This window comes from Polaromonas potterensis, from assembly GCF_033446725.1.
GTDB lineage: Bacteria > Pseudomonadota > Gammaproteobacteria > Burkholderiales > Burkholderiaceae_C > Polaromonas.
The window spans coordinates 338,430-364,711 of record NZ_JAWQLX010000001.1 but is presented as its reverse complement, the minus strand read 5'-3'; the positions used below and the strand labels follow the sequence as shown (position 1 = coordinate 364,711).

Sequence of the window (26,282 nt, the reverse complement as noted above, 5' to 3'; positions counted from 1 at the left end):
CGTCAATACTCTTTCATCGCCGCGGACAAAGACACACGCTGCATGTGCCAGGCCGGCAAGGAGGCCAACACCAGGCCGACCACCAGAATCGCCAGTGCCATCAGCCACTCGGTCTCGCCCAAGGTCGGTCGCAAGGCCACACCGGTCAGATGCGCCAGCCAGGTGCTGATGCCAAACGACAGCGCGTAACCGCCGGCCAGCCCAAGCAGCACACCCAGGCCGACCAGCAAAGCGGTAAACCCCCAGGCCATGGCAAACACATAACGCCGCGGCGCACCCAGCGCACGCAAGGTCACAAACTGCGGCATCAACAGGCGAAACAAAATAAACACGCTGGCAATGATGGACAACAACACCAGCGCCTGGGTCACCAGGGCCAGCAGACTCATCAGCTGGCGCATGTCGCCGAGGATGGAATACAGCTGCACCAGGGCTTCCGCCGGAAAAAAAGCCATGGACTCCTTGCCGGTGTAGGCACGCCGCAATTTGTAGGCATTGGCCAGGTTGCCGGTGTGCACCACCGCCGCAGGAATGCCGGGTGTGTGGGCCGCGTCAAAAGGCGCGCCCAGTTGGGTGGACTCCGGCGCATGGCCGGCCGGCAAGTTGTGCAAGGCCCAGACCAGCTCCACCGGCACCGTCACGGCCTTGTCCCAGGGCGAGCCGGTCGGCTTCATGCGCCCGACCACGGTCACCGTGACCTCATGCGCATCAAGGTGGTCATCCCCGCCGTGTTCTTCACCACCATGGTGCACCCCATGCGCCGGCTGAAAGGTGTCACCCACCTTGAGAGCCGATGCGGCGCCGACCACGGCTTCATGACGCGCCGCAAACAGCCGGCCCTCGGCCAGCCCACCGGACAGATGTTCCACCAGGGCCGCGATCACACCGACCACCGGTGCGCCGCGATAGCTGTCACCAAACGCCAGCGGCGACACAAAACTCGCGCGGCTGTCATTCAGCAAAGCCGCTGTCAAGGTCGGGCTCAACAACTGGCTGGAGCCGGGCCGCAGGAAGACCCCGGTCATCAAGGCGTCGGTGCGGCTGCCGGGCGGCGCCACAATCATGTCGAAACGGTCCGCCGCCAGGGCGCTGCCGCTGCGCAAGGCCCGCTCTTGCGAAACAATCGCCACCGACAGGGTCACACCCGCGGCCACCAGCAAAACAAAGGCCAGGGCGCTGAAACGATAACGCGTGAGAGCGGCGCGAATGCCGGGCCAGGGATTCATGATGACACCGCGTCTGCAAAGGGTTGAGAAAGAACTTGACCCGCGCTCATGCGTATCACCTGGTCGGCCAGTGCCGATAACTTGTGGTCATGTGTGACCGTCACCACGGTTTTGCCGGCCTGCGCCATGGCTTTGAGTTCATCGGCAATACGTTGCCCGTTGCTGGGGTCCAGGCTGGCCGTGGGTTCGTCGGCAAGAATAATGGGCGGGTCCAGCAACAAGGCGCGCGCCAGCGCCACCCGCTGCTGCTCACCCCGTGACAACCGCGCCACCGGTCCGGCGCGCAAAGGCACCTCAAACCGTGCAAGCAAAACCCGGGCACGTTCACGCAAGGCCTCGGGCAAACGTGCGCGCTGAAACTGCGCCGGCAACAAGGTGTTGCTCAAGGCATCCAGCTCATCGATCAGGCGAAAGTCCTGGAACACCATGCCGCAATGGGCCAGGCGCCACGCATCGCGTTGCCTTTCGCCGAGCTGGTTCACCACGGTGGTGCCAAAACGAATCTCGCCCTGCTGCGGCACCACAATGCCGGCCAGCGCATGCAGCAAGGTGCTTTTACCGGAGCCCGAAGGACCGACGATGGCGGTGAGATGGCCAGGTAAAAATTCGGCGCTGACATCGTGCAGCGCCTGGATGCTGGCGCCGCCGGCATCGGCAAAAACAGCGCAGACCGAGCGCGCGCTCAGCCCGCTGTGCAAAACGTCTGCACTCATAAACGCTGAAAGCTGGCGTCGACCAGACGGACACGGCTGACAAAACCGGTCGCAGCATCTGTCTGCGGTCCGATCTCCAGCCGGCCCACAACCTGGATCAGGTCACCGGGCTTGACCGCTTCCTGGCGTTTTTTCATGCGTACAAAAATAATGGTGTTGATCCACTCGTCTTCGGAGGCACAAAACGGACAAGTCTCCACCGGCGAGTTGGACAACACAAAAAAGTCGGATTCAACTTTCAGATGCGGCGCCATGAAGCCCTGCATGCTGATGGTTTTTCCGTTGAGCTGTTTGGCGGTATTTGAAAAACTCAAATCGTCCTTGTACAGCTCAAACATCCGAATCCGAGGCGGCGCGGCCCACAAGGCCGGCGCCACCGAACACAGAGCGAGAGAAACCGCGAGCTGACGGCGATTCATAAGCGGCTTCTCCACACCCTGCGGCGCCATGTTTACTCCATGCCCGTGGTGGCCAGCACAATGCTCAGGCTGGTCGCCATGGCTTTGACCATGGGTTCTTTTTCGACATCGACCCACTCGTCCAGCGAATGCGAACGGCCGCTCTTGTCCGGAGCCATGCGGCCGATGGTGATCGCGGGAATACCCAGGCTCATGGGCAGGTTGGAATCGGTCGAACTCCAGTTGTAAGCCACCTTGTAGCCGCCGGCCTCGATCGCCGCCTTGGCGATCTGCACCAGGTCGGACTTGGCATCGGTGTTGCCGGCCGGCCGGTCGCCGATCAGCTTGGCCTCGACCTTGATCTTGCCTTCCTTGGTGGAGCGTGCAAAGTTTTCGCCCTCGGCCGCTTCCTCTACCAGCTTGAGCAGACGGTCTTCAACACGTTTGAGTTCGATGACCGACTCCGAACGCATATCCACTTCCATCCAGCCGCTCAGCGGAATCGAGTTCACCGAGGTGCCGCCGCCGATCAGGCCAATGCTGTAAGTGGTCTTGGGCGTGGCCGGCACCTGGATGCGCGAAAACTCATTGGCCGCCTGGCCCAGCGCAAACATCGGGTTCACCAGGCCAAACGCGCCAAAGCTGTGGCCACCAGGACCGCTGTAAGTCACGCGGTAACGCTTGGAACCCACGCCGCCGTTGGTGATCTGGCTGACGCTGCCGGACTCCAGCGAAAAGAAGCTCTTGATCTTGTTCTTGTATTCACCCTTGGTGAACAAATGGCGCACGCCGCGCAGATCGCCCGGGCCTTCTTCACCGACCGTGCCGACAAACAGGATGTCGTCACGTGTCTTGATGTTGCCGGCCTGCATGGCGCGCACAAAACCCAGCAACACGGCCAGGCTCATGGTGTCATCGCCCACGCCCGGTGCGTACAACTTCGTGCCCTGGCGCTTGACCTTCACATCGGTCCCGGCGGGAAACACCGTGTCCAGATGCGCCGACACCACCACGACTTTGCCGTCGCTGCGTGTGCCCTTGCGAAGTCCGGTCACATTGCCTTCTTCGTCAATCTTCACATCGGCCAGGCCCACCGCCTTGAGCATCTTGGCAAACTCCTTGGCGCGGGCTTCTTCCTTGAACGGCGGCGCAGGAATTTCGGTGAACTTGATGCCGTCTTCCACAATGCGGCCATGCTCCTTGTCGATCGTGGCCGCCGCCGTCTTGAACGCCGGGCTGGCCAGAATACGCTCGATGTCGGCCGTGTGGCTGGCGGTTTGCGCCATGGCGTAAGAACCGGCAAAAGCCGCGCTCAGGGCGAGCGCCAGCGATGAAAAACGAACTGCGATGTGCATAAACTTAAACTTTCTCCGGATGAATAATTGTTATCAAGAACGTGGATGATAAATCGTGCGCCGGCGATCAAACCGGTGAACAGACACATGCAATGTGTGTGCCACAACGCATCGCGCTGCGACAGCCGCCTCAACCGATAGGCCGGATACCGATCAGCAGGCCATGCGCCCAGAAGGCAACCACCGCCCAGGCCGCAACACCCACCCCCACCGTGATCACAGTGCCGGCCGCCGTGCCCGCCGGGTACACCGTCCCCGCCGCACGATCACGCGCCCGTGCCGCACGAAAACTCAGCGCCGCCCACACCAGAAAAGCCCCGAACAACACCACATGCGCCAGGTTGCCATTGGCCAGCAAATGCGCCAAAGCCCAGACCTTGACCGACAGCACCATGGGGTGGTGCAGCCGCGCCTTGATCGCATTGCGTGGCACATAAGTCGCCGCCAGTAACACAAAAGCAATCAAGGTCAACAGCGCCGCCAAGTGCCGCATGCCGCGAGGTGGCATCCACAACTGCAACGGCTGCTGCCGCGCCAGGCTAAAGCCCCAGACGATCAGCACAAAACCAACGATGGACAACAACGCATAACTGCCCTTCCACGCCTTTTCACCGATACGGGCCATGGTGGCCGTGCGCCAGTCGTCCGCGAAGATGCGTATGGAATGCACGCCCAGAAAAATCACCAGTCCCAGAATCAGTATCGCCATCACATTCCCCTTGAAGTTTGAGCGCGATTATGAACGTGTCGGGCTTGAGACGCTACTAAATAAATAGCTGGTGGCGCTCATAGGTAAAGGGCTGGAGGCCGATTTGGCTTGCAACTCGGGATCTCTTCAGCCGCGCCATCATTAGCCCGCACGCGGTGTGCGCTATCGTTGGGCCACAAACACAAAAATGCAGGAGGCAACCATGGGCTTGATGGACCGCGACTACATGCACGACAAAGGTCGTCAGCGCCCTTTCAGTCCACCACCCGATCGCTTCAGTACGTTGAGCATGGTGTTCATTTTTGTGATCGTGCTTTTCCTTGTCTACCAAGCGGCCGACTGGAAGCTCAACCAGCGCGCTGCGGACATCGCCAGCCAAAAGCCCGTCGCAACCGTCGCGACCATGCCCCGTCCTGCTGAACCACCCGTTCCACCATCTCCGCAAACACCCAGCTATCAAAACGAGTCTGACACGATAGGCAACGCCCGCACCGTCACCAAGTGCGTCGTGAATGGAAAAACCACTTATGGAGACAACTCCTGCGCGCATGGCGCCGTCACCAGCCAAGTCACAACCCGAGCTGACCACAACCTGATGGTGGCCGTCCCGCCGCCGACGGTCACCCATACGGAAACGACTTTCAGCCAGGAAATCGTTGTCAGGCAAAGCGCTCCCTCGATTGACAACAGCACGGCTCAATGCGAAGCCATTGATGCGAAAATTAAAGGGCTAGATGCCATGGCACGCCAACCGCACAGCGGGCAAATGCAAGACTGGATAAAAGGAGAGCGAAAGAAGTTAAGGGATGAACAGTTTCGCACTCCTTGCCAATAAAACGCTCAAGACAGCGCCAGGCGTACCGACATAAAGAAGCGATTGAAGAGTCGATATTTTTAGCGTCTTCGAACCTCAAACTTTGTATATCGGTCGAAGCTAGCTATTGAATTAATAGCGCCTCACCTGTTTTTCCGATGCAGGCATGCCGCCGCAACTCAGGCGCCCGCGTATTGCGCCATCAACGCCCGGACCGCCGGTTTGGCGCAACGCTGCAAGGCCATCAGCAAGGCATGGTCCGGTCTGGCCACACCGTGGCGGCTGCGCAAGTCATTCTGAATCTGGCCCAGCAAGGCCGCCGCCATTTCTGCGTCGGCCAGCGCCCGGTGGGCACGACCGCCACGAGGCAGCCGGTGGTAGTCGACCAATACGCCCAGCTTGTGGCTGGGTGCCTGGGGATACAACCTTCGGGACACCAACAAGGTGCAGGCAAAGGCTTGCGCCGCTGTCTCGCCCGCACGCCCCAGTTCGGCCTCCCAGAACTTGCGGTCAAAAGCAGCGTTGTGCGCAACCATGGGTGCCGTGCCGACAAAACGATTGGCCTGCGTCATCACCGTGGCGGCATCGGGTGCGGCCGCCACCATGGCGTTGTTGATGCCCGTGAGGCTGGTGATGAAAGCCGGAATATGCACGCCCGCATTCATCAGGCTCTGAAAACGGTCCACCACCCGGCCGTCCTCGACCAGCACGATGGCCACCTCGGTGGCGCGGTCGCCCATGGCCGGCGACAGACCGGTGGTTTCAAAGTCGATGACGGCGATGAGGCTCATGTGCAGCGCTCAGACCAAAGCGCCATGTCGGCGGCGCACATCGCGCGCCTTATCGAAGGTAAGCATATGGCTGCCGCCCGCTCTGAAAATACTTTTAGCCCGTTATAGATGTTCGCGACTTCGCAACTTTTGCTTCAAGAAAAATTTTCTCACGATGAAACTGGAGGAATTTCTTCTGCCCTTCCGAAAAGGCGCCCACATTGCTAAGTAAGTCTGCGTTCAAGCCCATCTTCGCCATTGCTGGCCGGTTCGCAACGGGTGATACCAACACATCACCGTTGTCTTCGAAACTGAGAAACCCTCGGTCAAACAGCGAATCAACATCAGGTGTCAGCAGCAAGCCATTCTCACCATCAAGTCGTTCCTCATTGTTAGAGTCACGCCACGGCTTGCTATGACTCGCACGCAAGTACTCCGGCTGTGAAACCCGTGTCACCCTGCATGCTCGCTCCACAGAAGCAACACGCTGACGAAACAATCCTTGACCTCGTCTGGCAAGAACGATCGCTTGCTTCTCGGTTTCCCTCAGAAGTTCACTGCTTCGAACCAATGTGAGCTGATGTTCTTCCCAGACTAACTGCCCGAGATTCGGGGTGGTTAACGAGAATTCTTCGACCCGCCAGTTCTGAACAATAGCGCGGCCTTCAGACCCAATGAGGTCAACCAACAAACTACCCAGAGAGACTGAAAGCTCCGTGAGATAAGTACTCTGCTGGCCATGTCCGTTGGCTCTCAGAGGGGCGTATTTTTGGGCCAGATATGGTCTTAAAAGATCCATATGCTCCGCAGGTTTTATCGATCCATGAAGTTCGGAAAAACGAACCTCAACTCTCCATCCCACTAAGTCCCAATAGGCTCCAACCGCACCGAACTCCAGTGGCTTAGGGGCTTCGTACGCATGAGACTGAGCAATACCAATCGCTTTAATAACGGTATCGCAAAACGAGAAAATCACATCGCCGGGAGAAACTTCCCGCATGAACTCGTAGAACGGATTTCTCGCACCATTCGCTTTGGTTTTTGGCGACCAAAGGTACCCTCCCGGGACCTCGTGTTTGTAAGTCTGATTTTGATTTACCCACCAATAACGCATAGTTGATTACGCTATGTCGCTAAAGGTGAGTTCATCAATTTCTGAATCAAACGTCGATATTCGCAGCCCGCAACGCATTCGCCTCGATGAATTCGCGGCGCGGCTCGACCTCATCACCCATCAACATGGTGAACACGTGATCGGCTTCGATCGCGTCGTCGATCTGCACACGCAGCAGGCGACGCACGGCGGGGTCCATGGTGGTTTCCCAGAGCTGGGCGGGGTTCATCTCACCCAGGCCTTTGTAACGCTGGCGTGCGGTGGCGCCTTCGGCCTGCAGGATCAACCAGGCCATGGCGTCGCGGAAGGTTTCTACTTTTTCTTCCTTCTGGCGATCACCCTCGCCGCGTGTGACCCTGGCGCCTTCGCTCATCAAGCCCTTGAAGGTGGAGGCCGCTTCGGCCAACGCCGCGTAGTCGGCACCGTGCACAAAGTCCTGGGTCAACACGCTGCTCTTGACGTTGCCATGGTGGCGGCGGCTGATGCGCAGAATCGGCTTGTCGTTGCGGGCGTCAAACTCGCCGGCCACTTCGGCGGTGGGCAGTTGCGCCTGCAGCGCGGCGGCTGAACGTTCGGCGTCTTCCACGGTGTCCAGGTTCAAGGCCACGCCGTCGGCAATGGCTTTGAGCGCTTCGGCATCCATGTAGCCACGCAGGCGCGCAATGACGGACTCGGCGAGCTGGTGCTTGCGCGCCAGTTCGGCCAGCGTGTCGCCGCTCAGCACAGCGCCCTGGCCGTTGGAAGGATCGGCGCCGGTTTGCACCACGGCATCTTTCAGCGCAATTTTCAGCAGGAAGCTGTCGAGTGCCGGGCCGTCTTTGAGGTATTGCTCTTCCTTGCCGGACTTGACCTTGTACAGCGGCGGCTGCGCAATGTAGATGTGGCCGCGTTCGACCAGCTCAGGCATCTGGCGGTAGAAAAAGGTCAGCAGCAAGGTGCGGATGTGCGCGCCGTCCACGTCGGCGTCGGTCATGATGATGATGCGGTGGTAACGCAGCTTGGCCACGTTGAAGTCATCGTTGCCGGTGCTGCCACCGGCTTTGCCGATGCCGGTGCCCAGGGCGGTGATCAAGGTCAAGATTTCGTTGCTGGTCAGCAGCTTTTCATAACGGGCTTTTTCCACGTTCAAAATCTTGCCGCGCAGCGGCAAAATCGCCTGAAACTTGCGGTCGCGGCCCTGTTTGGCAGAGCCGCCGGCGGAGTCACCCTCGACGATGTAGATTTCGCACAGCGCCGGGTCTTTCTCCTGGCAGTCGGCCAGCTTGCCGGGCAGGCCCATGCCGTCCAGCACACCTTTGCGGCGTGTCATGTCACGGGCTTTGCGGGCGGCTTCGCGGGCGCGGGCCGCTTCAATGATTTTGCCGACGATGATTTTTGCATCGTTCGGGCGTTCCTGCAGGTAGTCGGTCAGCAGCTTGCTGACGATGTCTTCGACCGGGCCACGCACTTCGCTGGAAACCAGCTTGTCTTTGGTCTGGCTGGAGAACTTGGGCTCGGGCACCTTGACGCTCAACACGCAGCACAGGCCTTCACGCATGTCGTCGCCGGTGACCTCGACCTTGGCTTTTTTGGCCAGTTCGCTGTCGTCGATGTATTTGTTGATCACCCGTGTCATCGCGGCACGCAAGCCGGTCAGGTGGGTGCCGCCGTCACGCTGCGGAATGTTGTTGGTGAAACACAGGACTTGTTCGTTGTAGCCGCTGTTCCACTGCATCGCCACTTCGACACCGATGTTGGTGTTCTGGTCGCTCTGACGGTCGCCCATGGCGTGGAACACGTTGGGGTGCAGAACCGTCTTGCCCTTGTTGATGAAGTTGACAAAACCGGTGACGCCGCCTGCGCCGGCAAAGTCGTCTTCCTTGCCGCTGCGCTCGTCCTTCAGGCGGATCTTCACGCCGTTGTTCAAAAAGCTCAGCTCGCGCAGACGCTTGCTCAGGATTTCGTAATGGAAGTCGTTGTTCTGCTGGAAGATGTCGGTGTCCGGCAGGAAGTGCACTTCGGTGCCGCGTTTGTCGGTATCACCCAGGACCTGCATAGGCGAAACCTCGACACCGTCGATTTTTTCGATGATGCGGTTCTGCACAAAACCCTTGGAAAACTCCATCACATGAACTTTGCCTTCGCGACGAATCGTCAGGCGCAGCATTTTGGACAGCGCGTTCACGCAGCTCACGCCCACGCCGTGCAAACCGCCCGAGACCTTGTAGCTGTTCTGGTTGAACTTGCCGCCGGCGTGCAGCTCGGTCAGTGCAATTTCGGCCGCGGAACGTTTGGGCTCGTGTTTGTCGTCCATCTTGATGCCGGTCGGGATGCCCCGACCGTTGTCCACCACGCTGATGGAGTTGTCCAGATGGATGGTGACCATGATGTCGTCGCAATGACCGGCCAGCGATTCATCGATCGAGTTGTCGACCACCTCGAACACCAGGTGGTGCAAACCGGTGCCGTCCGAGGTGTCGCCGATGTACATGCCGGGACGTTTGCGCACGGCCTCCAGGCCTTCCAGGATCTGGATCGAACCTTCGCCATACCCTTCGGACGCGCCGGCCTGGTTGGAGTCGATCTTGGGCTGGAAGTTGGAACTTCCTTCGCCACCCTCACCGGAATGAACACCTTCAATTTCACGGCCGGCCTCTTTGGGAGTGGCGTCGCTGGAGTGATTTGTTTCGGTCATAACTAACTTTTCTCAATCTCTTGAATGACCCAAGCTGCTTTTGAGGGCGAGTTGGGTTTTACGCTGACGGTCATTTTGGGCCGGAACGACAGGTCTTTTTTTGCTTAAATCCGCATCGGCATGACGACGTATTTGAACGCGGCATTGTCCGGAATGGTCAACAAGGCCGAGCTGTTGGAGTCCGCCAGCTCGATCTTCACCATGTCCTGGTCCATGTTGGCCAGTGCATCGATCAGGTAGGTCACGTTGAAGCCGATTTCGATGGCATCACCGCCGTAATCGATGTCGAGTTCATCCACCGCTTCTTCCTGCTCGGCGTTGTTGGACGCCACACGCAGGGTGCCGGGTTCGATGTTCAAACGCACGCCCTTGAACTTCTCGCTGGTCAGAATGGCGGTGCGCTGCAGCGAGGCCAGCAGCGGCACACGGCCCAGGGTGACGATGTTTTTGTGGTTCTTCGGGATGACGCGGTTGTAGTCCGGGAATTTGCCTTCGACCAGCTTGGTCACAAACTCCATGCCCTCGAAAGAGAACTTGGCCTGGTTGCCGGCGAACTGCATCTCGATCGCGCCTTCTTTGTCGTTGAGCAGACGTTGCATTTCCAGCACGGTCTTGCGCGGCAGGATCACTTCCTGGCGCGGCACTTCGACGTCCAGCGTGGCCGACGAAAACGCCAGGCGGTGCCCATCGGTGGCGACCAGGCTGAGCTGTTTGCCTTCGGCGACAAACAAAATGCCATTGAGGTAGTAGCGAATGTCGTGTACCGCCATCGCAAACGAAACCTGGTTCAGCAACTCTTTCAGGACTTTTTGCGGTACCGAGAAGCTGGGGCCGAAATTGGCCGCTTCCTGCACCAGCGGAAAGTCTTCGGCAGGCAAGGTCTGCAGCGTGAAACGGCTTTTGCCGCCTTTCAGGATCAGCTTGTTCTGCGCCGACTCCAGCGACACGGTCTGGTCGCTGGGCATGGAACGCAGGATGTCGATGAGCTTGCGTGCACCCACGGTGGTCGTGAAGTTGCCGGTGTCGCCATCCAACTCGGCTGTCGTGCGAATCTGAATTTCAAGGTCGCTGGTCGTCAGCTGCAATTGCGATCCGGTTTTGCGAATCAACACATTGGCCAGGATGGGCAGTGTATGCCGGCGCTCCACGATGCCTGCAACCGACTGCAGAACTGCCAAAACTTTATCCTGAGTAGCTTTGAGAACGATCACTGTCTTAACCTCTTATTTCTTTAATTCAAATTAGTAGTAGTAGATAAGGGCAGCACCTATCTGTGGACAGGTCTATTTTCTTCTTTTTGATCAAGGACTTGGCGCTTGTTTAACCTTGTGGTCAGAAGACCCCCAAACCCTGCTGACCGGTATGAACAACTTTTGGAAATTCGGCGCCCCTGTGGATAAGCCATCAGTTCTTCAAAAGTTGTCCCCATGGTTGTCAGGCAGGCCTGGAACCGGGGAAGCATGGCTGAAACAGGAGTCATGTCAGCCTTTCAGGGTTTGTTCCAGCACATGTAATTGCTGGTTGAGTTCGGTCATGAGCTGGCGTTCGGCCGCCATTTTGCGAACCGCATGTAACACCGTGGTGTGGTCGCGGCCGCCAAACAGCTCGCCAATCTCGGGCAGGCTCTTCTGGGTCAGTTCCTTGGCCAGGTACATGGCGATCTGGCGCGGCCGGGCAATGCTGGCCGGCCGCTTTTTCGAATACATGTCCGCGACCTTGATCTTGTAATAGTCGGCCACGGTTTTCTGGATGTTCTCGACCGAGATCTGCCGGTTTTGAATCGACAACAGGTCGCGCAACGCCTCGCGAGCCAGCTGGATGGAGATTTCCTTGAGGTTGAAACGCGAATAAGCCAGGATTTTGCGCAGGGCGCCTTCCAGCTCACGCACGTTGGAGCGCACGTTTTTGGCAACAAAAAACGCCACCTCTTCCGGCATCACCGTACCTTCGGCCTCGGCTTTGCGAATCAGAATCGCCACGCGCATTTCCAGCTCGGGCGGCTCAATCGCCACCGTCAGGCCGGAGTCAAAACGTGACACTAGGCGCTCATGGATGTCCGTCAAACCCTTGGGATAGGTATCGCTGGTCATCACAATGTGTGATTTTTTGGTCAGCAAGGCCTCAAAGGCGTTGAAAAACTCTTCCTGCGTTCTGTCCTTGTTGGCCAGAAATTGCACGTCGTCGATCAACAAGAGGTCCAGGGAGTGATAACGCTCTTTGAACTCGTCAAAAGTCTTGCGCTGGTAGGCTTTCACTACATCCGAGACAAACTGCTCGGCATGGATGTAAAGAACCTTGGCCGCCGGGTTGTCGGCCATCAGCTTGTTGCCGATGGCATGCATCAAGTGGGTTTTGCCCAGACCGACGCCGCCATAAATAAACAAGGGGTTGTAAAGCTGGCCCAGGCTGCTGGACACATGCATGGCGGCGGCGCGCCCCATGCGGTTGGCCGTGCCTTCGATCAGGGTGTCAAACGTCAGCGCGGTATTCAGCCGGCTTTTGAAAGGCGCTCCCGGGGCTTCTTCGGGTACGCCCAGTCCGGCAGGCTCGGACACACCGTTGCCTTCAAAGCTGCGGGTCAGGGGCGCTGAACGGACAACGGCTTCGCGCTGGGCAAGCGCCAGTTCAAGTGGAATGCTGTGGCCGGAGATTTTTTCCAGCAAGGCGGAAATACGGCCGGCGTATTGCGCACGAATCCAGTCGAGCTTGAAACGGTTGCCGACTTGAATCGTGACTTTGGACAGGTCGGTGGCGACCTCGGCCACCAGCGGACGAATCCAGGCGTTGAACTGCTGCTCAGGCAACTCCTGAGCCAGATGATCTACACAGCTTTGCCACAGGTCCTGGCTGGAACTGAGAACGGATCCCTCACTCATACGCGGTTCTGGCTGGTTGGTCGCAGTAGCCAGCATGCTTTTGCTTGTGGATATTATTAAATTTTGGCACCCCGCATTGTAGTCGGGCGGCCTAGTTATCCACAAAAATTTCCCCTGGGTTTCAACCTAGTCCCAGGCCGGCGTCCCATTCTCTTTGTGTTAGCGCCAAGACCAGCCTCTTATTTGTGAGCTCTCGTTTTCGTACACGAATGCCCGAAAAAAACAGGGTCATTGATCAAAACAGAGTCAATCAAAATAAATCTGGCGCGATATGAAATTAATACTTTTGAATTAATTTTTTACACCGATTCGACCAAAACAACAACCATGGGGACAACTTTTGAACAACCTATGACTTATCCACAGGAGAAGCCAAATAGCCAAAGTTGTTCATATTCGGCAGCGGACTTCAGCGTTCTCTCACCACATGGTTAAACAAACGCCAAGTCCTTGATCAAAAAGGAAAAAATGAAGCTATCCACAGAATGAGGCGGCCCTTACTATTACTACTATTTTGAATTAAAGAAAAGAAGATAGAGACAGGGAACAACTTCCCCGCGCAAAAACTCCGGCAGTGGTTTGTCTTTTCGCGCGTTCCGCGGCTCAAAAAACAAATTTTTTCGCCGTGCACGGCGAAAAAAAGCGTCTCTTGCAGCAAAAAAAAAGTTTTAGGCTGGAATTTGCCTCTGGGCCTGCCGCTGACCAGGCCTCTGATCTCTGTCTTTACGTCCAATGCCGGCGCTAAGCTGTTGCCAGCGTTGGGAAATCTGCGATAATCATGGGTTTCCCCGATTCGTAGCGGATTGATACTGCCTGCGTGACCTTGTTTGCCGAGTCCATTTCATGGCTTTGGCGCAGGTTGTGCCGGTCTGTTGCAAGTCCTGCGGACTTGCAAAGCTGGTCGTGTTGTACGACCACCAAGATCATTCGAATCACCCAGGGAAAGCTTTTGTAGCTAACCGGCTCGTAGGACCCATCATGAAACGCACATACCAACCTTCCAAAGTCAAGCGCGCACGTACGCACGGCTTTTTGTCACGCATGAAAACGCGTGGCGGCCGCGCAGTGATTGCTGCCCGTCGCGCCAAAGGCCGCAAACGCCTGGCTGTTTAAACCTGTTTTTGACAGGTTTCTGTTGCTATTGAGCTGACGCTTGGCGCTAGTGCAGCGGCTTCAAACCCGTCCCCAGTTCCAGGCCGTCCTTGCCGGCGCCATTGTTGCAAGAACAACGCATTTCGCATTGCACCGCAATGTGCTGAATGTCATGAACGCGCAAACCGTGTCCGCCAAGACCCACGCAACATCAGACTTGTTTCCGATTCAGGACACATGGGTGGGGGCGATGGTGCCCAAGCGCTGGGCCAAACGTGCCGTCACGCGCAACGCCATCAAAAGACAGATCTACACCGTGAGCGCTGATTTTTTGCCCCAAGCTTCCCAGGCTGCCTGGGTGGTTCGCCTGCGCCGCGATTTTTCCCGTAAAGAATTTGTCAGTGCCAGCTCCGAGGCCCTCAAGCAGGCCGTTCGCAGTGAAGTGTTGGCCCTGATGCGCGCCGGAGCGCCAGCAGCATGAGTGTCTTGACCACGCTGCGCGGTACCTTGTTCAAGCTGAGCCGGCTGCCGCAAAAAACACTGGTGACGCTGGTCAGAGCTTATCGCCTTTTGCTCAGTCCCTGGCTGGGTTCGTCCTGTCGTTTCGAGCCCACCTGCTCGGCCTACTCCTTGCAGGCGCTGCAGCAGCATGGGGCGACCAAAGGCAGTTACCTCACGCTTTACCGCCTGGCGCGCTGCCATCCCTGGTGCAACGGTGGTTACGATCCGGTGCCCTCCTCGGCGCGGGACCCGTCATCCGCTCACGTTTCCCTTTTCACCCGTCTGGTCACGCCCGTGACTTCGATCTCCTCTAAAAAGAAACCGTCATGAACGACATACGCCGCACCATTCTGTGGGTGATTTTTGGTTTTTCCATGATCCTGTTGTGGGATCAGTGGCAGGTTTTCAACGGCAACAAGGCGACCTTTTTCCCGTCGTCCGCGCCAGCGGTGAGCAGCGCGGCACCGGTCGGAACGCCAGCCGCCTCCGCCAGTGTGCCCACGGGTGTGGCCAGCAGCAGCGTGCTGCCCTCGGCGCAAGTGCCGGGCACGGCCATGCCAAGCGCCCTGCCCGCCACCACGCCGTCAAACACCAAAGAACGCGTGGTCGTCAAAACCGATGTGTTGACCCTGACTTTTGACACCGAAGGCGGCACGCTGGTCGGTTCGGCCTTCACACATCTGAAGGACATGGAAGACAAAAGCGCCGGTTTTGTGTTGCTCGACGAAAGCCCATCACGGGTGTATGTGGCGCAGTCCGGCCTGATTGCCGGCACCAGCGGCGGCAGCTTTCCCACCCACAAAACACCGATGGCCGTTGTGCCCGGCGAGCGTCAGCTCAAAGACGGCCAGGACAGCCTGGAAGTCAAATTCGAGTCGGCCGAGATGGACGGCGTCAAGCTGGTCAAAACCTACACGCTCAAGCGGGGTGACTACAACATGACGGTGCGCCACGATGTGGTCAACGCCGGGACCAGTGCGATTTCGCCGCAGCTCTACCTGCAATTGGTACGCGACGGCAACAAGCCGCCGGGCGAGTCCTCGTTTTATTCCACCTTCACCGGTCCGGCGCTGTACACAGAAGCCAAGAAATACCAGAAGGTCGAATTCAAGGACATTGAAAAGAACAAGGTCGACGTCGAGAAACACGCGACCAATGGTTATGTGGCCATGGTCCAGCATTATTTTGCAAGCGCCTGGATTCTTCCGGACGGCATTCCGCGCGACATTTTCCTGCGCAAGGTCGACACCAACCTCTACGCCGTCGGCATGATCACGCCGCTGGACGCGATTGCCCCCGGCACGACAAAAACCGTGAACGCCACCTTTTTTGTCGGTCCCCAGGAAGAAAAGAAACTTGAGGCCATCGCTCCCGGACTGGAACTGGTCAAGGACTACGGCTGGCTGACGATTCTGGCCAAGCCGCTGTACTGGTTGCTGGACAAGCTGCACGGCTTTATCCACAACTGGGGCTGGTCCATCGTGGCGCTGGTGGTGTTGCTGAAAATCGCGTTTTACTGGCTCAACGCCAAGGCTTACGCCAGCATGGCCAAGATGAAGGCGATCAATCCCAAGATCATGGAAATGCGCGAGCGCCTGAAAGACAAGCCGCAGGAAATGCAGCAGCAGATGATGAAAATCTACCGTGAGGAAAAGGTCAACCCCATGGGCGGCTGCTTCCCCATCATGATCCAGATTCCGGTGTTTATTGCGCTGTACTGGGTGTTGTTGTCCAGCGTCGAGATGCGTGGTGCACCCTGGATTTTGTGGATCAAGGATTTGTCTTCGCCCGATCCTTTCTACATCCTGCCGCTGTTGATGACGGCCACCACCATGTTGCAGACGGCCTTGAACCCGACGCCGCCGGATCCGATGCAAGCCAAGCTGATGTGGTTCATGCCGTTGATTTTCAGCGTGATGTTCTTCTTCTTCCCGGCCGGTCTGGTCTTGTACTGGATCACCAACAACATTCTGTCGATTGCACAGCAGTGGGTGATCAACACCCGCATGGGTGTGCCGCCGCAGTTTAATTTGCCGAAGTTCAAATAAGTTAAAGGGCCGCTACCGCGGCCCTTTAACATTGCGGTTTATGCTGGCTCGCCATCACCACCCCATTGCTGCCATTGCCACCGCGCCCGGACGCGGTGCGGTTGGCATTGTGCGCCTGTCGGGCAGACAGCTGGCACCGGTGATTTCCGCAATTTGTGGCCGTGCTTTGTCGCCGCGCCAAGCCAGTTATCTGCCTTTCCGCGACGCGAAGGGCCAGGTCATCGACCAGGGCCTGGCGATTTATTTTCCCGCGCCCCATTCCTACACCGGTGAAGACGTGCTCGAACTGCAGGCCCATGGCGGGCCGGTGGTGCTGCAGTTGTTGCTGGCACGTTGCCTGGAAGCCGCCGCCGACCTGGACCCGTCTAGCGGCCAGCCACGGCTGGCCGGTTTGCGCTTGGCCCAGCCTGGCGAGTTCACCGAACGGGCCTTTCTGAACGACAAAATTGATTTGGCGCAGGCCGAGGCGATTGCCGATTTGATAGACGCCAGCACCGAAACCGCCGCACGTTCTGCCGCGCGTTCCTTGTCGGGCGAGTTTTCCAAAGAAGTGCATGTGTTGCTGGACCAGCTGGTGCACCTGCGCATGCTGGTGGAAGCTACCTTGGACTTCCCCGAAGAAGACATCGATTTTCTGCAAAAGGCCGATGCCCAGGGCCAGCTGGCCAGACTGCAGCAAACCCTGGCTGGCGTGATGCAACGTGCGCAGCAGGGGGCGATTTTGCGTGAAGGCATCAAGGTGGTGATTGCCGGGCAACCGAATGCCGGCAAAAGCTCACTGCTCAATGCCCTGGCTGGCGCTGAACTGGCGATTGTCACGCCGGTGGCCGGCACCACACGTGACAAGGTCACCCAGCTGATCCAGATCGACGGCGTGCCGTTGCATGTGGTGGACACGGCGGGCCTGCGCGACAGCCTGCTGCCGGAAGTCGACGAGGTGGAAAAAATCGGCATTGAACGCGCCTGGACCGAAATCCAGAGTGCTGATGCCGTGTTGTTTTTGCACGACCTGACGCGTCAGCAAACCCCCGAGGATTTGCGCATCGCCCTGAACTACAAGGCAGCCGACACCGTCATTGCCGAGACCATTGCCGCTACCCTGCCTGCCAACACACCGGTGATCGATGTCTGGAACAAGTCCGACATGGCCAGCCCGGCCATGTTGGCCGCGTTAGCGTCGGGTGTGGTCATTTCCGCCAAAACCGGCACCGGTTTGCAGCAGCTGCGCCAGCAACTGCTGCAGGTGGTGGGCTGGCAGGCGGCGCCCGAAGGCGTATTTATGGCCAGAGAGCGCCATGTGCGTGCCTTGCGCCAGGTGGCGGCGCAACTGGCGCAAGCCGCAGCGCAGTTACACGCGAAAGTGCCGGCGCTGGATTTGCTCGCCGAAGATTTGCGCCAGGCCCAGAATGCCTTGAGCGGTATCACCGGCGAGTTCACGCCCGACGACTTGCTGGGCGAAATTTTCTCCAAATTCTGCATCGGCAAATAAGCCTGCCGGGACGGCGGCTATACCCTGACAGGTTGGTTTTTGATGTATCAACTGTAAGTGGGCGTTAGCGTCTCTTGTAGCAGGCTGAGGCGGCAGCGTATCTTTCATTCACCATGAATGTCCCTCTGCCCACGCCTCTTCGTTTTGACATCCAGGGCCTGGTTGATGCGATGACACACAGCCAGGCCAGCGACGCCTTGCGCTGCCAGTTCAGCCCACAGCAGTGGGAAATTTTGGCCAGTTATATGCAGCCGTTTTCCATGCAGCAGGGCCAAACCCTGATCGAGCAGGGCACGGCAGACCAAACCCTGTATTTCATTGAAAGCGGCACCCTGAGTGTCCATTATGAAGATGACAAAGGCCGGGTCCGGCTGGCGCTGGTGGCCGCCGGCACCGTGATCGGGGAAGCTGCGTTTTTCTCGCGCCTGCCGCGCAATGCCACGGTGCAGGCCGCCAATGCCTGCAAGCTCTGGAGCCTGACCGCCCTGCGTTTCAAGGAACTCGGCAACCGGCACAGCCCGGTGGCGCTGGAGCTGAGTCTGGCCATGGCCGCGGTGCTGGCCAAACGGCTGTACAACCAGCCCAAACGTGTGATCGCGACTTGAGGCTGGCCAACAAACGCTATTGTTTCGATAGCTGCTTGCGCTTACCTGATAAGGGCTGCAGGCCATATTTTTATCATTATTGGACACACGCCGCGATCTGGCGTGGTGCGCCCGCCACCCCGCAGCAGAAGAAAACAGTTTCTGACCAGCACGCGGGGGACAAGCCGCGCAGGACTCAGTAAACTGCAGGCTTGGCAAGCACGACATTTTTGCAACCTACCCGATGGCCGCGTTCGCGGCCGTCGTTTTTGAAGCCTTAGCCCATGTCCTTTTTCAGTTGGTTTTCCGGCCAATCCCGCAGGGGCGTGAAGGCTTCTGGCAAACGTCAATCGGATCCAAGCCGCGACCCGCGCAGCCGGCCCATGACCGGTACCCGGGACCAGGCCGCTGTGCCAGCAGCAGTTGCCCCGCGCAGCAGCACCCACAAGTCACACCGCCATGCCCAGCGCGAACTGCTGTACACCGTGGTGCGTGAGTCCATGATTCGCGCCGGCGTGTTGTCGGCGAGTTACAAGTTCAAGGTGTTGTCGCTGGACCCGCGCGGTGACCAGTTCATGGTCATGATGGATTTGGCGCAGGCGGTCGGCGGTCACACCGAACAACTGGCCGACATCGAGTTCATGATCGCGCAAAGCGCCAAGGCGCGTTACAACATCCGCGTGACGGCGGTGTACTGGCGCATGAACGAGCTGGTGTCGGTGGCTCGGCCCGTTGCTGGCGCGCAGGCGCACAGCCGCCCCGCCCCGCTGCAGCAGGCCGAGGCCGCCCCGTCCGTTGTGGCCGGGTTGAAACCGGCGGCGGCGCTTTATGAGCCGATCGAGGCCGACGAGGTGGCGGCCTTCAAGCAGGCGCTGGCCGCGGCATCGGCCCAGGGCACACCGCTGCTGGCCAGCCGTGTGATGAAGCACAACAGCCCGCGCTCCTACACCTTGCTGACCGGCTTTGAAGACACCGAAATGCCGGAGTCGCCAGCCCAGGCCCCTGCGCTCAGCGCCACGCAGTATGGCGAGTTGAACTGAGCCATTCTCGTTGAGTTAAGAGAAAAATAGGCCTCTAGCCCAATCACCACGGGCGCAAGAAGCTATCTATTTGATAGCGATTGAAGTGCCTCAGTGCCCGCCGAAATCCAGCAGGGTGAACAGCGGCAAACCGGCGGCCGTCAACTTGGCGGAACCGCCCAGCTCCGGCAAATCCACAATCGCCGCGCCCTCCATGACGGTGGCCCCCAGCTTTTCCAGCAGTTTTTTTCCGGCCATCATGGTGCCGCCGGTGGCGATCAAGTCGTCGATCAGCAGCACCTTGTCGCCCGGCTTGACGGCGTCGGTGTGTAACTCCACGGTGGCGCTGCCGTATTCCAGCTCGTAGGTTTCCTGCACCGTCGTGAAAGGCAGCTTGCCTTTTTTGCGTATCGGCACAAAACCGACATTGAGTTCGTACGCCACCACGGCGCCCAGGATAAAACCGCGCGCATCCAGCCCGGCCACCACGTCCGGGCGCAAGTCTTTGTCCATGTAGCGGTGCACAAAGGCATCAATCAGCACCCGAAAAACCTTGGGGTCCTGCAACAGCGGCGTGATGTCGCGAAACTGCACGCCGGGCGCGGGCCAGTCCGGCACGGTGCGGATGTGGCTTTTCAAATACTGGTTGACCGTCAGATGGCTGAGCGGTGCGGTCGGTTTGGCGTTCATGGGGCAGGCCTGAGAAGGTGGGGCCTTATTTTGCCTTGAGTCTGATGCGGGCGGGCCTATCCCCGCGCAGTGGCGGCGGCTTTGTCAGCGCGGCCGCGCAGCAACTTTTCCTCGGCGATGGCCAGCGCCGCCGGTTTGCCCGACAAGACCAGGGTATCGCCACCGGCCAGCAAGGTGTTTTCGTCAAGAACCTGCACCTTGCCGTTGCTGCGCCTGAGGCTGACCACCCGCACGCCCACCGTGTGCAAGGCCATGGCGTCCAGCGCCTGACCGGCGGCGCGGGTGACCAGCGGCAGTGTCACGGTGGCCAGACGTTCCTGTTCCAGCTCATTCACCGTGTCGTCGTCGGCGCCGCGAAAATAACCGCGCAGCAGGTTGTAACGCGCATCGCGCTGGTCTTGCACCACACGAATCACGCGGCGCATGGGCACACCCACCAGCGCCAGCGCATGGCTGGCCAGCATCAGGCTGCCTTCGATCGCTTCGGGCACGACCTCGGTGGCACCGGCGGCTTGCAGTTTTTCCAGGTCATGGTCGTCGACCGTGCGAATGATCACCGGCACGGTGGGTGCGTGGGCGCGGGTGTTGGCCAGTACCTTGAGTGCGCTGGCGGTGTCCAGGTAGGTCACGACCACGGCGCTGGCCCGGGCCAGACCGGCGGCCATCAAGGCCTGCAGCCGCACCGCGTCGCCAAACACCACCGAGTCGCCGGCGGCGGCGGCCTGGCGCACCCGGTCCGGGTCCAGGTCCAGCGCCATGTACTGGATGCCTTCGCGCTCCAGCATGTGGCCCAGGTTCTGGCCGCAACGGCCGTAGCCGCAAATGATCACGTGTTTGTCGGCATTGATGGACTTGCGCGCAATCGTGGTCATCTGCAGCGACTGTTGCAGCCATTCGCTGGCGACCAGTTTCATCACGATCTGGTTGCTGTACATGATGATGAAAGGTGTGGCCAGCATCGACAAGACCATGCTGGCCAGGATGGGGTTGAGCAGGGCCGGCGGGATCAGGCTGTTTTGTTGCGCCAGCGCCAGCAGCACAAAGCCGAACTCACCGGCTTGCGCCAGGTACAAGCCGGTGCGCAGCGAGACCCCGGACGTCGCGCCCAGCAGGCGCGCCAACACCGTGACCAGCACCAGCTTGAACACCACGGGCACGATCAGCAGTAGCAACACCAGCGGCCAGCGCTCCAGCACGATGTGCCAGTCCAACATCATGCCTATGCTGATGAAAAACAGGCCTAGCAAGACATCATGAAAAGGCCGGATGTCGGTTTCCACCTGGTGTTTGAACTCGGTTTCCGAAATCAGCATGCCGGCAATAAACGCGCCCAATGCCAGGCTCAGCCCGGCCCGCTCGGTCAGCCAGGCCAGCGCCAGGGTGACCAGCAGCAGGTTCAGCACAAACAACTCGTCGCTTTTGCGCCTTGCCACCAGGGTCAGCCACCAGCGCATCACTCGCTGGCCGCCTGTCATCAGCAAACCCACCAGCAGCGTGGCTTTGAGCCCGGCGATGGCCAGGGCCGTCAGCAGTTGGTCGGGCGAAGAACCCAGGGCCGGAATCAGCACCAGCAGCGGCACCACGGCCAGATCCTGGAACAGCAACACGCCCATCACCCGTTTGCCGTGTTCGGCGTCCATCTCCAGCCGTTCGGACAAGAGCTTGACCACAACGGCCGTGCTGCTCATGGCAATCGCGCCGGACAAGGCCAGCGCGGTTTGCCAGGGCATTTTCCACAAGCTGGGGGCGAGTGCGGCCAGGAACAGGGAGCCGAAGGTGGCCAGCAAAATGGTCAGCACCACTTGCAGCAGGCCCAGGCCAAACACATGGCGGCGCATGGAGCGCAGCTTGGGCAGGTTGAATTCCAGCCCGATCACAAACATCAGAAACACCACGCCGAACTCGCCAAGGTGGCGCACACCGTCCGAGTTTTGCGCCAGCGCCAGCGCGTTCGGGCCAATCACCACACCGACGGCCAGGTAACCCAGCATGGGCGGCAGCTTGAGCGAGCGGCAAGCGACCACCCCCAGCACGGCGGCCAGCAGGTAAAGCAGGGTCAACTCAAGCGCAGTCATGCGTGATGGTAGCTGATGCGCCTGGCGGGTTTTGGCTGGAAAAACTGTGCTTTATTGCCCTTGTTCGGCCCGTACACACCGGCCGTGTGCCTTTGCGCTCCTCTATAGAATGCGGGCATGAGCTTTGATCCCGCGAATTTTGACCCTGCGCAAGCGCTGGCGCTCGCCCACAAGACCTTTGACATCGAAGCCGCCGCCGTGCTCGGCCTGAAAAGCCGCATCGGCCCCGAGTTTGCGCAAGCCGTGCAACTGATGCTTAACTGCAAGGGCCGGGTGGTGGTGATGGGCATGGGCAAAAGCGGGCACATCGGCCGCAAGATCGCCGCGACCCTGGCCTCGACCGGCACGCCGGCGATGTTTGTGCACCCGGCCGAAGCCAGCCATGGCGACCTGGGCATGATCAAGGCGGTCGACGTGGTGCTGGCGATTTCCAACAGCGGCGAAAGTGAAGAACTCACCGCCATCCTGCCGGTGTTGCGTCGGCAGGGTGTGCCGCTGGTGGCCATCACCGGTGGCCAGACCTCGACCCTGGCCGAATACGGCAGTGTCACGCTGGACAGCAGCGTCACGCAGGAAGCCTGTCCGCTGAACCTGGCGCCCACGGCCAGCACCACCGCGCAACTGGCCATGGGTGATGCGCTGGCGGTGGCTTTGCTCGATGCGCGTGGCTTCAAGGAAGAAGACTTTGCCCGCTCCCATCCCGGCGGCGCCTTGGGCCGCAAGCTGCTGACCCATGTCAGCGATGTGATGCGCACCGGCGACGCCATCCCGGCGGTTGGGCTGCAGACCAGCTTCACCGATTTGATGCGCGAGATGAGCAACAAAGGCCTGGGCGCTTCGGCCGTGGTCGACGAGACACGCCGGGTGCTGGGCATTTTCACCGACGGTGATTTGCGCCGACTGGTGGAAAAAGGCGTGGACTTGCGCGCCAGCAAGGCCGCAGACGTCATGCGCCCCAACCCGCGCACCCTGCATGCCAACGCGCTGGCCGTGGAAGCGGTCGCGTTGATGGAGCAGTACCGCATCACCAGTGTGCTGGTGGTGGACCACGACGGTGTGTTGTGCGGCGCGCTGAACAGCAACGACCTGATGCGCGCCAAGGTGATATGACCCCCACGCTTGTCGCTTCGCGTACTACGCTGCCCCCCGCGGGGGCTGAACTTGCTCGGGGCGGCCCTTCGCTGCGTTCGATCATGTCCGACTGGAAGAATTGTTGATGCGTCCCCACCTGCCCGCGCTGAACTTTGCACCTGAACTGCTGCTGCTGGCGCAAAACGTCAAAGTGGTTTTTTTTGATGTCGATGGCGTGCTGACCGACGGCGGCCTGTATTTCAGCGAGTACGCGCCCGGCGACGCCCGGATCACGCCTCAGGCCGACGCCCCGAGGGCGGCCGAAACCATCAAGCGTTTCAACACCCTGGACGGTCATGGCATCAAGCTGCTGCAAAAAGCCGGCATCACGCCAGCGGTGATCACCGGGCGCGACAACGCCGCCTTGCGCTCCCGCTTGCAGGCCCTGGGCGTGACACACGCGCATTTCGGCACCGAAGACAAACGCCCTGCGGCCGAGAGCACGCTGAAAGAGCTGGGCCTGGCTTGGTCAGAAGCAGCCTTCATGGGTGACGATTGGCCCGACCTGCCGGTGATGCGCCGCGTCGCTTTCAGTTGTGCCCCGGCCAACGCCCATGCGGAGGTCAAGGCCCTGGCGACTTATGTCACAGAGGCGCGCGGTGGTGACGGTGCGGTGCGCGAGTTGTGCGACCTGCTGATGGTCGCCAGCGGCCGTTATGCCAGCTTGTTGCAGGAGTACACGCAGTAATGGCCGCCAGCCAACTTGGGTCTACCGCGAGTGCCCTGCCCAACTGGCACCACCTGCTCGACAAAATCTCGCGCGGCTGGGAGCGCACCGCCATCTACATCCCGGTGTTGCTGATGGGACTGCTGGCGCTGGGCACCTACTGGCTGGTGAGAAACACCCCTGACGCGCTGGTGCCGGAAGGCCCGAAGGCGGTCAGCGCCGAGCCCGATTACTACATGCGCCAGTTCGGCATCAAGACTTTCGACGAAACCGGCCAGCTCAAAAGCGATGTGTCGGGCATCGAAGTGCGCCACTACCCCGAGACCGACACGCTGGAAATCGACAAGGCCTTGATCCGCAGCTACAACGTCGATGGACGGCTGACCACCTCCACCGGCAACCGCGCCCTGACCAACGGCGACGGCTCCGAAGTCCAGCTGATTGGCAATGCGCACGTGGTGCGCGAGGCCTACCAGGACCCCAATGGCAAGGAGGTCGCGCGGCTCGAGTTTCGCGGCGAGTTCCTGCATGTGTTTGTGAATGAAGAACGCGTCAAATCGCATTTGCCCGTGGTGATCACGCGCGGCAGCGACCAGTTTGCCGGCGACAACTTTGCCTATAACAACCTGGATCGGGTGGCCGACCTGAAGGGCCGTGTGAAAGGTCTGCTGGTGCCGCGCAATGGCGCCGCGCCCTGAACGCGTTTTTTTGTTCAGAGCGTGAGCGCCCGCTGGGCAGTCGCAGATCGCATCGACAAGTCAAACCAATAAAGCGGAGGGCCCAGCATGTCCAAACTCGTTTTTATCACCGGGGCCTCCAGCGGCATCGGTCAGGCATTGGCCTGGCGGTTTTTCCATGCCGGTTACCGGCTGGCCCTGACCGCACGCCGCACTGCCGAGCTTGAAGCCTGGGCTTTGGCTCAGGGAATCAGCGCGGACCGCTATAAAATTTATAGCGCCGACGTGTCCGACAGCCACAGCATTGTGGCGGCCGGACAGGCCTGCCTGGCCGCCCAGGGCGTGCCCGACGTGGTGATTGCCAATGCCGGCATCAGCATAGGCATGGACACCGCAGTCCGCGAAGACCTGGACGTGATGGCGCAAACGTTTGCCACCAACAACGTGGGCCTGGCGGCCACCTTTCATCCCTTTGTCGACGCCATGACGCAGCGCGGCTCCGGCGCCCTGGTGGGTATCGGCAGCGTGGCGGGCATTCGCGGCCTGCCGGGGCACGGCGCTTATTGCGCCAGCAAGGCGGCGGTGATTGCGTATTGCGAGAGTTTGCGCGGCGAGTTGCGCGCATCGGGCGTGAAGGTGCTGACCTTGTGCCCCGGTTATATCGACACGCCGCTCACCCAGAAAAACCGATATGCGATGCCGTTTTTGATGCAGCCGGCGGACTTTGCCGACCAGGCTTTTGCAGCGATCGAGGCCGGCGCCAGCTACCGTGTGATTCCCTGGCAAATGGGCGTGGTGGCCAAATTGCTCAGGCTGCTGCCCAATGCCTTGCTGGACAAGGCCCTCGCGGGCCGGCCGCGCAAACACCGCCAGGCCGAGCGTTAAAACCAGTTGCTATTAAATAAGTAGCTGCTTGCGCCCGCTACATATGGGCTAGAAAGCAAAAAGGCTTCAAAACCGAAGTCTTGAAGCCTTTTCAAGCGGTCTTCAGTCAGAGACTGAAGAGGCTGTCTGACAGGGCTTAGTAGCCGCCGCGTCCACCACCGCCGCCGCCGCCGCCGCCGGAACGGCCACCACCGCCGCCGCCGCCACCGTACGGGCTACGGAAACCGCCGTCGCTGCCGCCGCCGGAACGACCGCCACCGCCGCCGTAACCACCGCCGCCGGAACGATCACCGCCGCCGCCGCCACCACCGTAACCACCACCACCGCCGAAGCCGCCGGTGCGGGGAGGACGTGCTTCCATCGGACGTGCTTCGTTGACAACAACGCTACGGCCGCCCAAAGGCTGGCCGTTCATGCCGGCGATTGCGGCTTGAGCTTCAGCATCGTTGCCCATTTCCACAAAGCCAAAGCCTTTGGAGCGACCGGTGTCGCGTTCCATCATGACTTTAGCGCTGGTGACAGCGCCAAACTGACCGAAGGATTGTTGCAAGTCTTCGTCGCGCACTGAATATGGCAGATTGCCGACGTATAGTTTGTTGCCCATGAAGGGACTCCTCTAAAACACAATAAAAAAGCGATGGGGTCCCGATAGCACAACAAATCTTAAAACGTACCGCTGTAGCGCGCGAAACTGACCGATCACCTAACCTGTGTGGATGTTATCCACACTGGCATATTATGCGTCAGATACGTATATGACAAGCAAGCATCGTTT

General features: G+C 59.6%; 25 protein-coding genes. 12 read left to right on the top strand and 13 right to left on the bottom strand.

The window, feature by feature from the left end; translation table 11 throughout:
* Nucleotides 1-2: 2 nt before the first annotated feature.
* The 5 genes from R6254_RS01745 to R6254_RS01725 form a co-directional block, all read right to left on the bottom strand.
* On the bottom strand, nt 3-1,226 hold the full coding sequence (locus tag R6254_RS01745; RefSeq protein WP_318403919.1) for an FtsX-like permease family protein: 1,224 nt from the start codon (nt 1,224-1,226) through the stop codon (nt 3-5).
* Nucleotides 1,223-1,939, bottom strand: coding sequence for an ABC transporter ATP-binding protein (locus R6254_RS01740; protein ID WP_318403918.1), 717 nt, complete (start codon nt 1,937-1,939; stop codon nt 1,223-1,225). The genes R6254_RS01745 and R6254_RS01740 overlap by 4 nt, the downstream gene beginning before the upstream one ends.
* Nucleotides 1,936-2,358, bottom strand: a complete 423-nt coding sequence (locus R6254_RS01735) for a hypothetical protein (protein ID WP_318403917.1) — start codon at nt 2,356-2,358, stop codon at nt 1,936-1,938. Before R6254_RS01735 ends, R6254_RS01740 begins: the two co-directional genes overlap by 4 nt.
* Nucleotides 2,359-2,390: 32 nt before the next feature.
* Nucleotides 2,391-3,692, bottom strand: coding sequence for a M20/M25/M40 family metallo-hydrolase (locus R6254_RS01730; RefSeq protein ID WP_318403916.1), 1,302 nt, complete (start codon nt 3,690-3,692; stop codon nt 2,391-2,393).
* Between the two features lie 130 nt (nt 3,693-3,822).
* A complete protein-coding gene (locus R6254_RS01725; RefSeq protein WP_318403915.1) occupies nt 3,823-4,401 on the bottom strand; it encodes an NnrU family protein in 579 nt (192 codons plus the stop codon).
* Nucleotides 4,402-4,603: 202 nt separating this feature from the next.
* On the opposite strand from R6254_RS01725, the gene R6254_RS01720 reads away from it, so the two are divergent.
* Nucleotides 4,604-5,236, top strand: a complete 633-nt coding sequence (locus tag R6254_RS01720) for a hypothetical protein (RefSeq protein ID WP_318403914.1) — start codon at nt 4,604-4,606, stop codon at nt 5,234-5,236.
* Nucleotides 5,237-5,394: 158 nt separating this feature from the next.
* Here R6254_RS01720 and R6254_RS01715 read toward each other — a convergent pair whose 3' ends face one another.
* The 5 genes from R6254_RS01715 to dnaA all read right to left on the bottom strand — a co-directional run bounded on the left by R6254_RS01715 (nt 5,395) and on the right by dnaA (nt 12,649).
* Nucleotides 5,395-6,006, bottom strand: coding sequence for a 3'-5' exonuclease (locus tag R6254_RS01715; protein ID WP_318403913.1), 612 nt, complete (start codon nt 6,004-6,006; stop codon nt 5,395-5,397).
* A 94-nt stretch (nt 6,007-6,100) separates the two neighbouring features.
* Nucleotides 6,101-7,099, bottom strand: a complete 999-nt coding sequence (locus R6254_RS01710) for an HNH endonuclease (RefSeq protein WP_318403912.1) — start codon at nt 7,097-7,099, stop codon at nt 6,101-6,103.
* A 46-nt stretch (nt 7,100-7,145) separates the two neighbouring features.
* Nucleotides 7,146-9,773 (bottom strand): DNA topoisomerase (ATP-hydrolyzing) subunit B, encoded by a 2,628-nt coding sequence (gene gyrB, locus R6254_RS01705; protein ID WP_318403910.1) that lies wholly within the window; start codon nt 9,771-9,773, stop codon nt 7,146-7,148.
* A gap of 104 nt (nt 9,774-9,877) precedes the next feature.
* Nucleotides 9,878-10,984 (bottom strand): DNA polymerase III subunit beta, encoded by a 1,107-nt coding sequence (gene dnaN / locus R6254_RS01700; protein WP_318403908.1) that lies wholly within the window; start codon nt 10,982-10,984, stop codon nt 9,878-9,880.
* A gap of 270 nt (nt 10,985-11,254) precedes the next feature.
* Nucleotides 11,255-12,649: a chromosomal replication initiator protein DnaA gene (gene dnaA, locus R6254_RS01695; RefSeq protein WP_318403906.1), complete on the bottom strand. Its 1,395-nt coding sequence runs from the start codon at nt 12,647-12,649 to the stop codon at nt 11,255-11,257.
* Between the two features lie 978 nt (nt 12,650-13,627).
* On the opposite strand from dnaA, the gene rpmH reads away from it, so the two are divergent.
* The 7 genes from rpmH to R6254_RS01660 all read left to right on the top strand — a co-directional run bounded on the left by rpmH (nt 13,628) and on the right by R6254_RS01660 (nt 19,403).
* Nucleotides 13,628-13,762, top strand: a complete 135-nt coding sequence (rpmH, locus tag R6254_RS01690) for a 50S ribosomal protein L34 (RefSeq protein ID WP_077595646.1) — start codon at nt 13,628-13,630, stop codon at nt 13,760-13,762.
* Between the two features lie 49 nt (nt 13,763-13,811).
* A complete protein-coding gene (locus R6254_RS01685; protein WP_318404344.1) occupies nt 13,812-14,222 on the top strand; it encodes a ribonuclease P protein component in 411 nt (136 codons plus the stop codon).
* The gene (gene yidD, locus R6254_RS01680) at nt 14,219-14,572 is read left to right on the top strand and encodes a membrane protein insertion efficiency factor YidD (protein WP_412103088.1); all 354 of its coding nucleotides are present in this window, start codon (nt 14,219-14,221) and stop codon (nt 14,570-14,572) included. The genes R6254_RS01685 and yidD overlap by 4 nt, the downstream gene beginning before the upstream one ends.
* Nucleotides 14,569-16,290 (top strand): membrane protein insertase YidC, encoded by a 1,722-nt coding sequence (yidC, locus tag R6254_RS01675; RefSeq protein WP_318403901.1) that lies wholly within the window; start codon nt 14,569-14,571, stop codon nt 16,288-16,290. The genes yidD and yidC overlap by 4 nt, the downstream gene beginning before the upstream one ends.
* Before the next feature lie 40 nt (nt 16,291-16,330).
* Nucleotides 16,331-17,779: a tRNA uridine-5-carboxymethylaminomethyl(34) synthesis GTPase MnmE gene (mnmE, locus tag R6254_RS01670; RefSeq protein WP_318403899.1), complete on the top strand. Its 1,449-nt coding sequence runs from the start codon at nt 16,331-16,333 to the stop codon at nt 17,777-17,779.
* Nucleotides 17,780-17,892: 113 nt separating this feature from the next.
* Nucleotides 17,893-18,384, top strand: a complete 492-nt coding sequence (locus tag R6254_RS01665; protein ID WP_318403897.1) for a Crp/Fnr family transcriptional regulator — start codon at nt 17,893-17,895, stop codon at nt 18,382-18,384.
* Nucleotides 18,385-18,746: 362 nt separating this feature from the next.
* On the top strand, nt 18,747-19,403 hold the full coding sequence (locus R6254_RS01660; protein WP_318403896.1) for a hypothetical protein: 657 nt from the start codon (nt 18,747-18,749) through the stop codon (nt 19,401-19,403).
* Nucleotides 19,404-19,493: 90 nt separating this feature from the next.
* On the opposite strand, the gene R6254_RS01655 is transcribed toward R6254_RS01660, so the two are convergent.
* The gene (locus R6254_RS01655; protein ID WP_318403895.1) at nt 19,494-20,072 is read right to left on the bottom strand and encodes an adenine phosphoribosyltransferase; all 579 of its coding nucleotides are present in this window, start codon (nt 20,070-20,072) and stop codon (nt 19,494-19,496) included.
* A gap of 56 nt (nt 20,073-20,128) precedes the next feature.
* Nucleotides 20,129-22,147 (bottom strand): monovalent cation:proton antiporter-2 (CPA2) family protein, encoded by a 2,019-nt coding sequence (locus R6254_RS01650; RefSeq protein WP_318403893.1) that lies wholly within the window; start codon nt 22,145-22,147, stop codon nt 20,129-20,131.
* Between the two features lie 117 nt (nt 22,148-22,264).
* Between R6254_RS01650 and R6254_RS01645 the strand changes: the two genes are divergently transcribed.
* The 4 genes from R6254_RS01645 to R6254_RS01630 all read left to right on the top strand — a co-directional run bounded on the left by R6254_RS01645 (nt 22,265) and on the right by R6254_RS01630 (nt 25,507).
* A complete protein-coding gene (locus R6254_RS01645; protein WP_318403892.1) occupies nt 22,265-23,257 on the top strand; it encodes a KpsF/GutQ family sugar-phosphate isomerase in 993 nt (330 codons plus the stop codon).
* 106 nt (nt 23,258-23,363) lie between these two features.
* Nucleotides 23,364-23,966, top strand: coding sequence for a KdsC family phosphatase (locus R6254_RS01640; RefSeq protein ID WP_318403891.1), 603 nt, complete (start codon nt 23,364-23,366; stop codon nt 23,964-23,966).
* Nucleotides 23,967-24,019: 53 nt separating this feature from the next.
* Nucleotides 24,020-24,643: an LPS export ABC transporter periplasmic protein LptC gene (gene lptC, locus R6254_RS01635; RefSeq protein WP_412103094.1), complete on the top strand. Its 624-nt coding sequence runs from the start codon at nt 24,020-24,022 to the stop codon at nt 24,641-24,643.
* Nucleotides 24,644-24,730: 87 nt separating this feature from the next.
* Entirely contained in the window at nt 24,731-25,507 is a 777-nt protein-coding gene (locus R6254_RS01630) for an SDR family oxidoreductase (RefSeq protein ID WP_318403888.1), read from the top strand.
* A 136-nt stretch (nt 25,508-25,643) separates the two neighbouring features.
* On the opposite strand, the gene rbp is transcribed toward R6254_RS01630, so the two are convergent.
* On the bottom strand, nt 25,644-26,111 hold the full coding sequence (gene rbp, locus R6254_RS01625; protein WP_318403887.1) for an RNA-binding regulator: 468 nt from the start codon (nt 26,109-26,111) through the stop codon (nt 25,644-25,646).
* Nucleotides 26,112-26,282 lie beyond the last annotated feature (171 nt).

Bases quoted from the DNA above. Each gene is read 5' to 3' on its own strand.
- gyrB (WP_318403910.1), bottom strand. From the start codon at position 9,773: ATGACCGAAACAAATCACTCCAGCGACGCCACTCCCAAAGAGGCCGGC.
- R6254_RS01660 (WP_318403896.1), top strand. From the start codon at position 18,747: ATGACCGGTACCCGGGACCAGGCCGCTGTGCCAGCAGCAGTTGCCCCG.
- R6254_RS01655 (WP_318403895.1), bottom strand. From the start codon at position 20,072: ATGAACGCCAAACCGACCGCACCGCTCAGCCATCTGACGGTCAACCAG.
- R6254_RS01720 (WP_318403914.1), top strand. From the start codon at position 4,604: ATGGGCTTGATGGACCGCGACTACATGCACGACAAAGGTCGTCAGCGC.
- R6254_RS01715 (WP_318403913.1), bottom strand. From the start codon at position 6,006: ATGAGCCTCATCGCCGTCATCGACTTTGAAACCACCGGTCTGTCGCCG.
- yidD (WP_412103088.1), top strand. From the start codon at position 14,219: ATGAGTGTCTTGACCACGCTGCGCGGTACCTTGTTCAAGCTGAGCCGG.
- mnmE (WP_318403899.1), top strand. From the start codon at position 16,331: ATGCTGGCTCGCCATCACCACCCCATTGCTGCCATTGCCACCGCGCCC.
- rbp (WP_318403887.1), bottom strand. From the start codon at position 26,111: ATGGGCAACAAACTATACGTCGGCAATCTGCCATATTCAGTGCGCGAC.
- yidC (WP_318403901.1), top strand. From the start codon at position 14,569: ATGAACGACATACGCCGCACCATTCTGTGGGTGATTTTTGGTTTTTCC.
- R6254_RS01710 (WP_318403912.1), bottom strand. From the start codon at position 7,099: ATGCGTTATTGGTGGGTAAATCAAAATCAGACTTACAAACACGAGGTC.
- R6254_RS01730 (WP_318403916.1), bottom strand. From the start codon at position 3,692: ATGCACATCGCAGTTCGTTTTTCATCGCTGGCGCTCGCCCTGAGCGCG.
- R6254_RS01630 (WP_318403888.1), top strand. From the start codon at position 24,731: ATGTCCAAACTCGTTTTTATCACCGGGGCCTCCAGCGGCATCGGTCAG.
- R6254_RS01645 (WP_318403892.1), top strand. From the start codon at position 22,265: ATGAGCTTTGATCCCGCGAATTTTGACCCTGCGCAAGCGCTGGCGCTC.
- R6254_RS01650 (WP_318403893.1), bottom strand. From the start codon at position 22,147: ATGACTGCGCTTGAGTTGACCCTGCTTTACCTGCTGGCCGCCGTGCTG.
- R6254_RS01735 (WP_318403917.1), bottom strand. From the start codon at position 2,358: ATGAATCGCCGTCAGCTCGCGGTTTCTCTCGCTCTGTGTTCGGTGGCG.
- dnaA (WP_318403906.1), bottom strand. From the start codon at position 12,649: ATGAGTGAGGGATCCGTTCTCAGTTCCAGCCAGGACCTGTGGCAAAGC.
- R6254_RS01745 (WP_318403919.1), bottom strand. From the start codon at position 1,226: ATGAATCCCTGGCCCGGCATTCGCGCCGCTCTCACGCGTTATCGTTTC.
- rpmH (WP_077595646.1), top strand. From the start codon at position 13,628: ATGAAACGCACATACCAACCTTCCAAAGTCAAGCGCGCACGTACGCAC.
- R6254_RS01640 (WP_318403891.1), top strand. From the start codon at position 23,364: ATGCGTCCCCACCTGCCCGCGCTGAACTTTGCACCTGAACTGCTGCTG.
- R6254_RS01725 (WP_318403915.1), bottom strand. From the start codon at position 4,401: ATGGCGATACTGATTCTGGGACTGGTGATTTTTCTGGGCGTGCATTCC.
- R6254_RS01665 (WP_318403897.1), top strand. From the start codon at position 17,893: ATGAATGTCCCTCTGCCCACGCCTCTTCGTTTTGACATCCAGGGCCTG.
- R6254_RS01740 (WP_318403918.1), bottom strand. From the start codon at position 1,939: ATGAGTGCAGACGTTTTGCACAGCGGGCTGAGCGCGCGCTCGGTCTGC.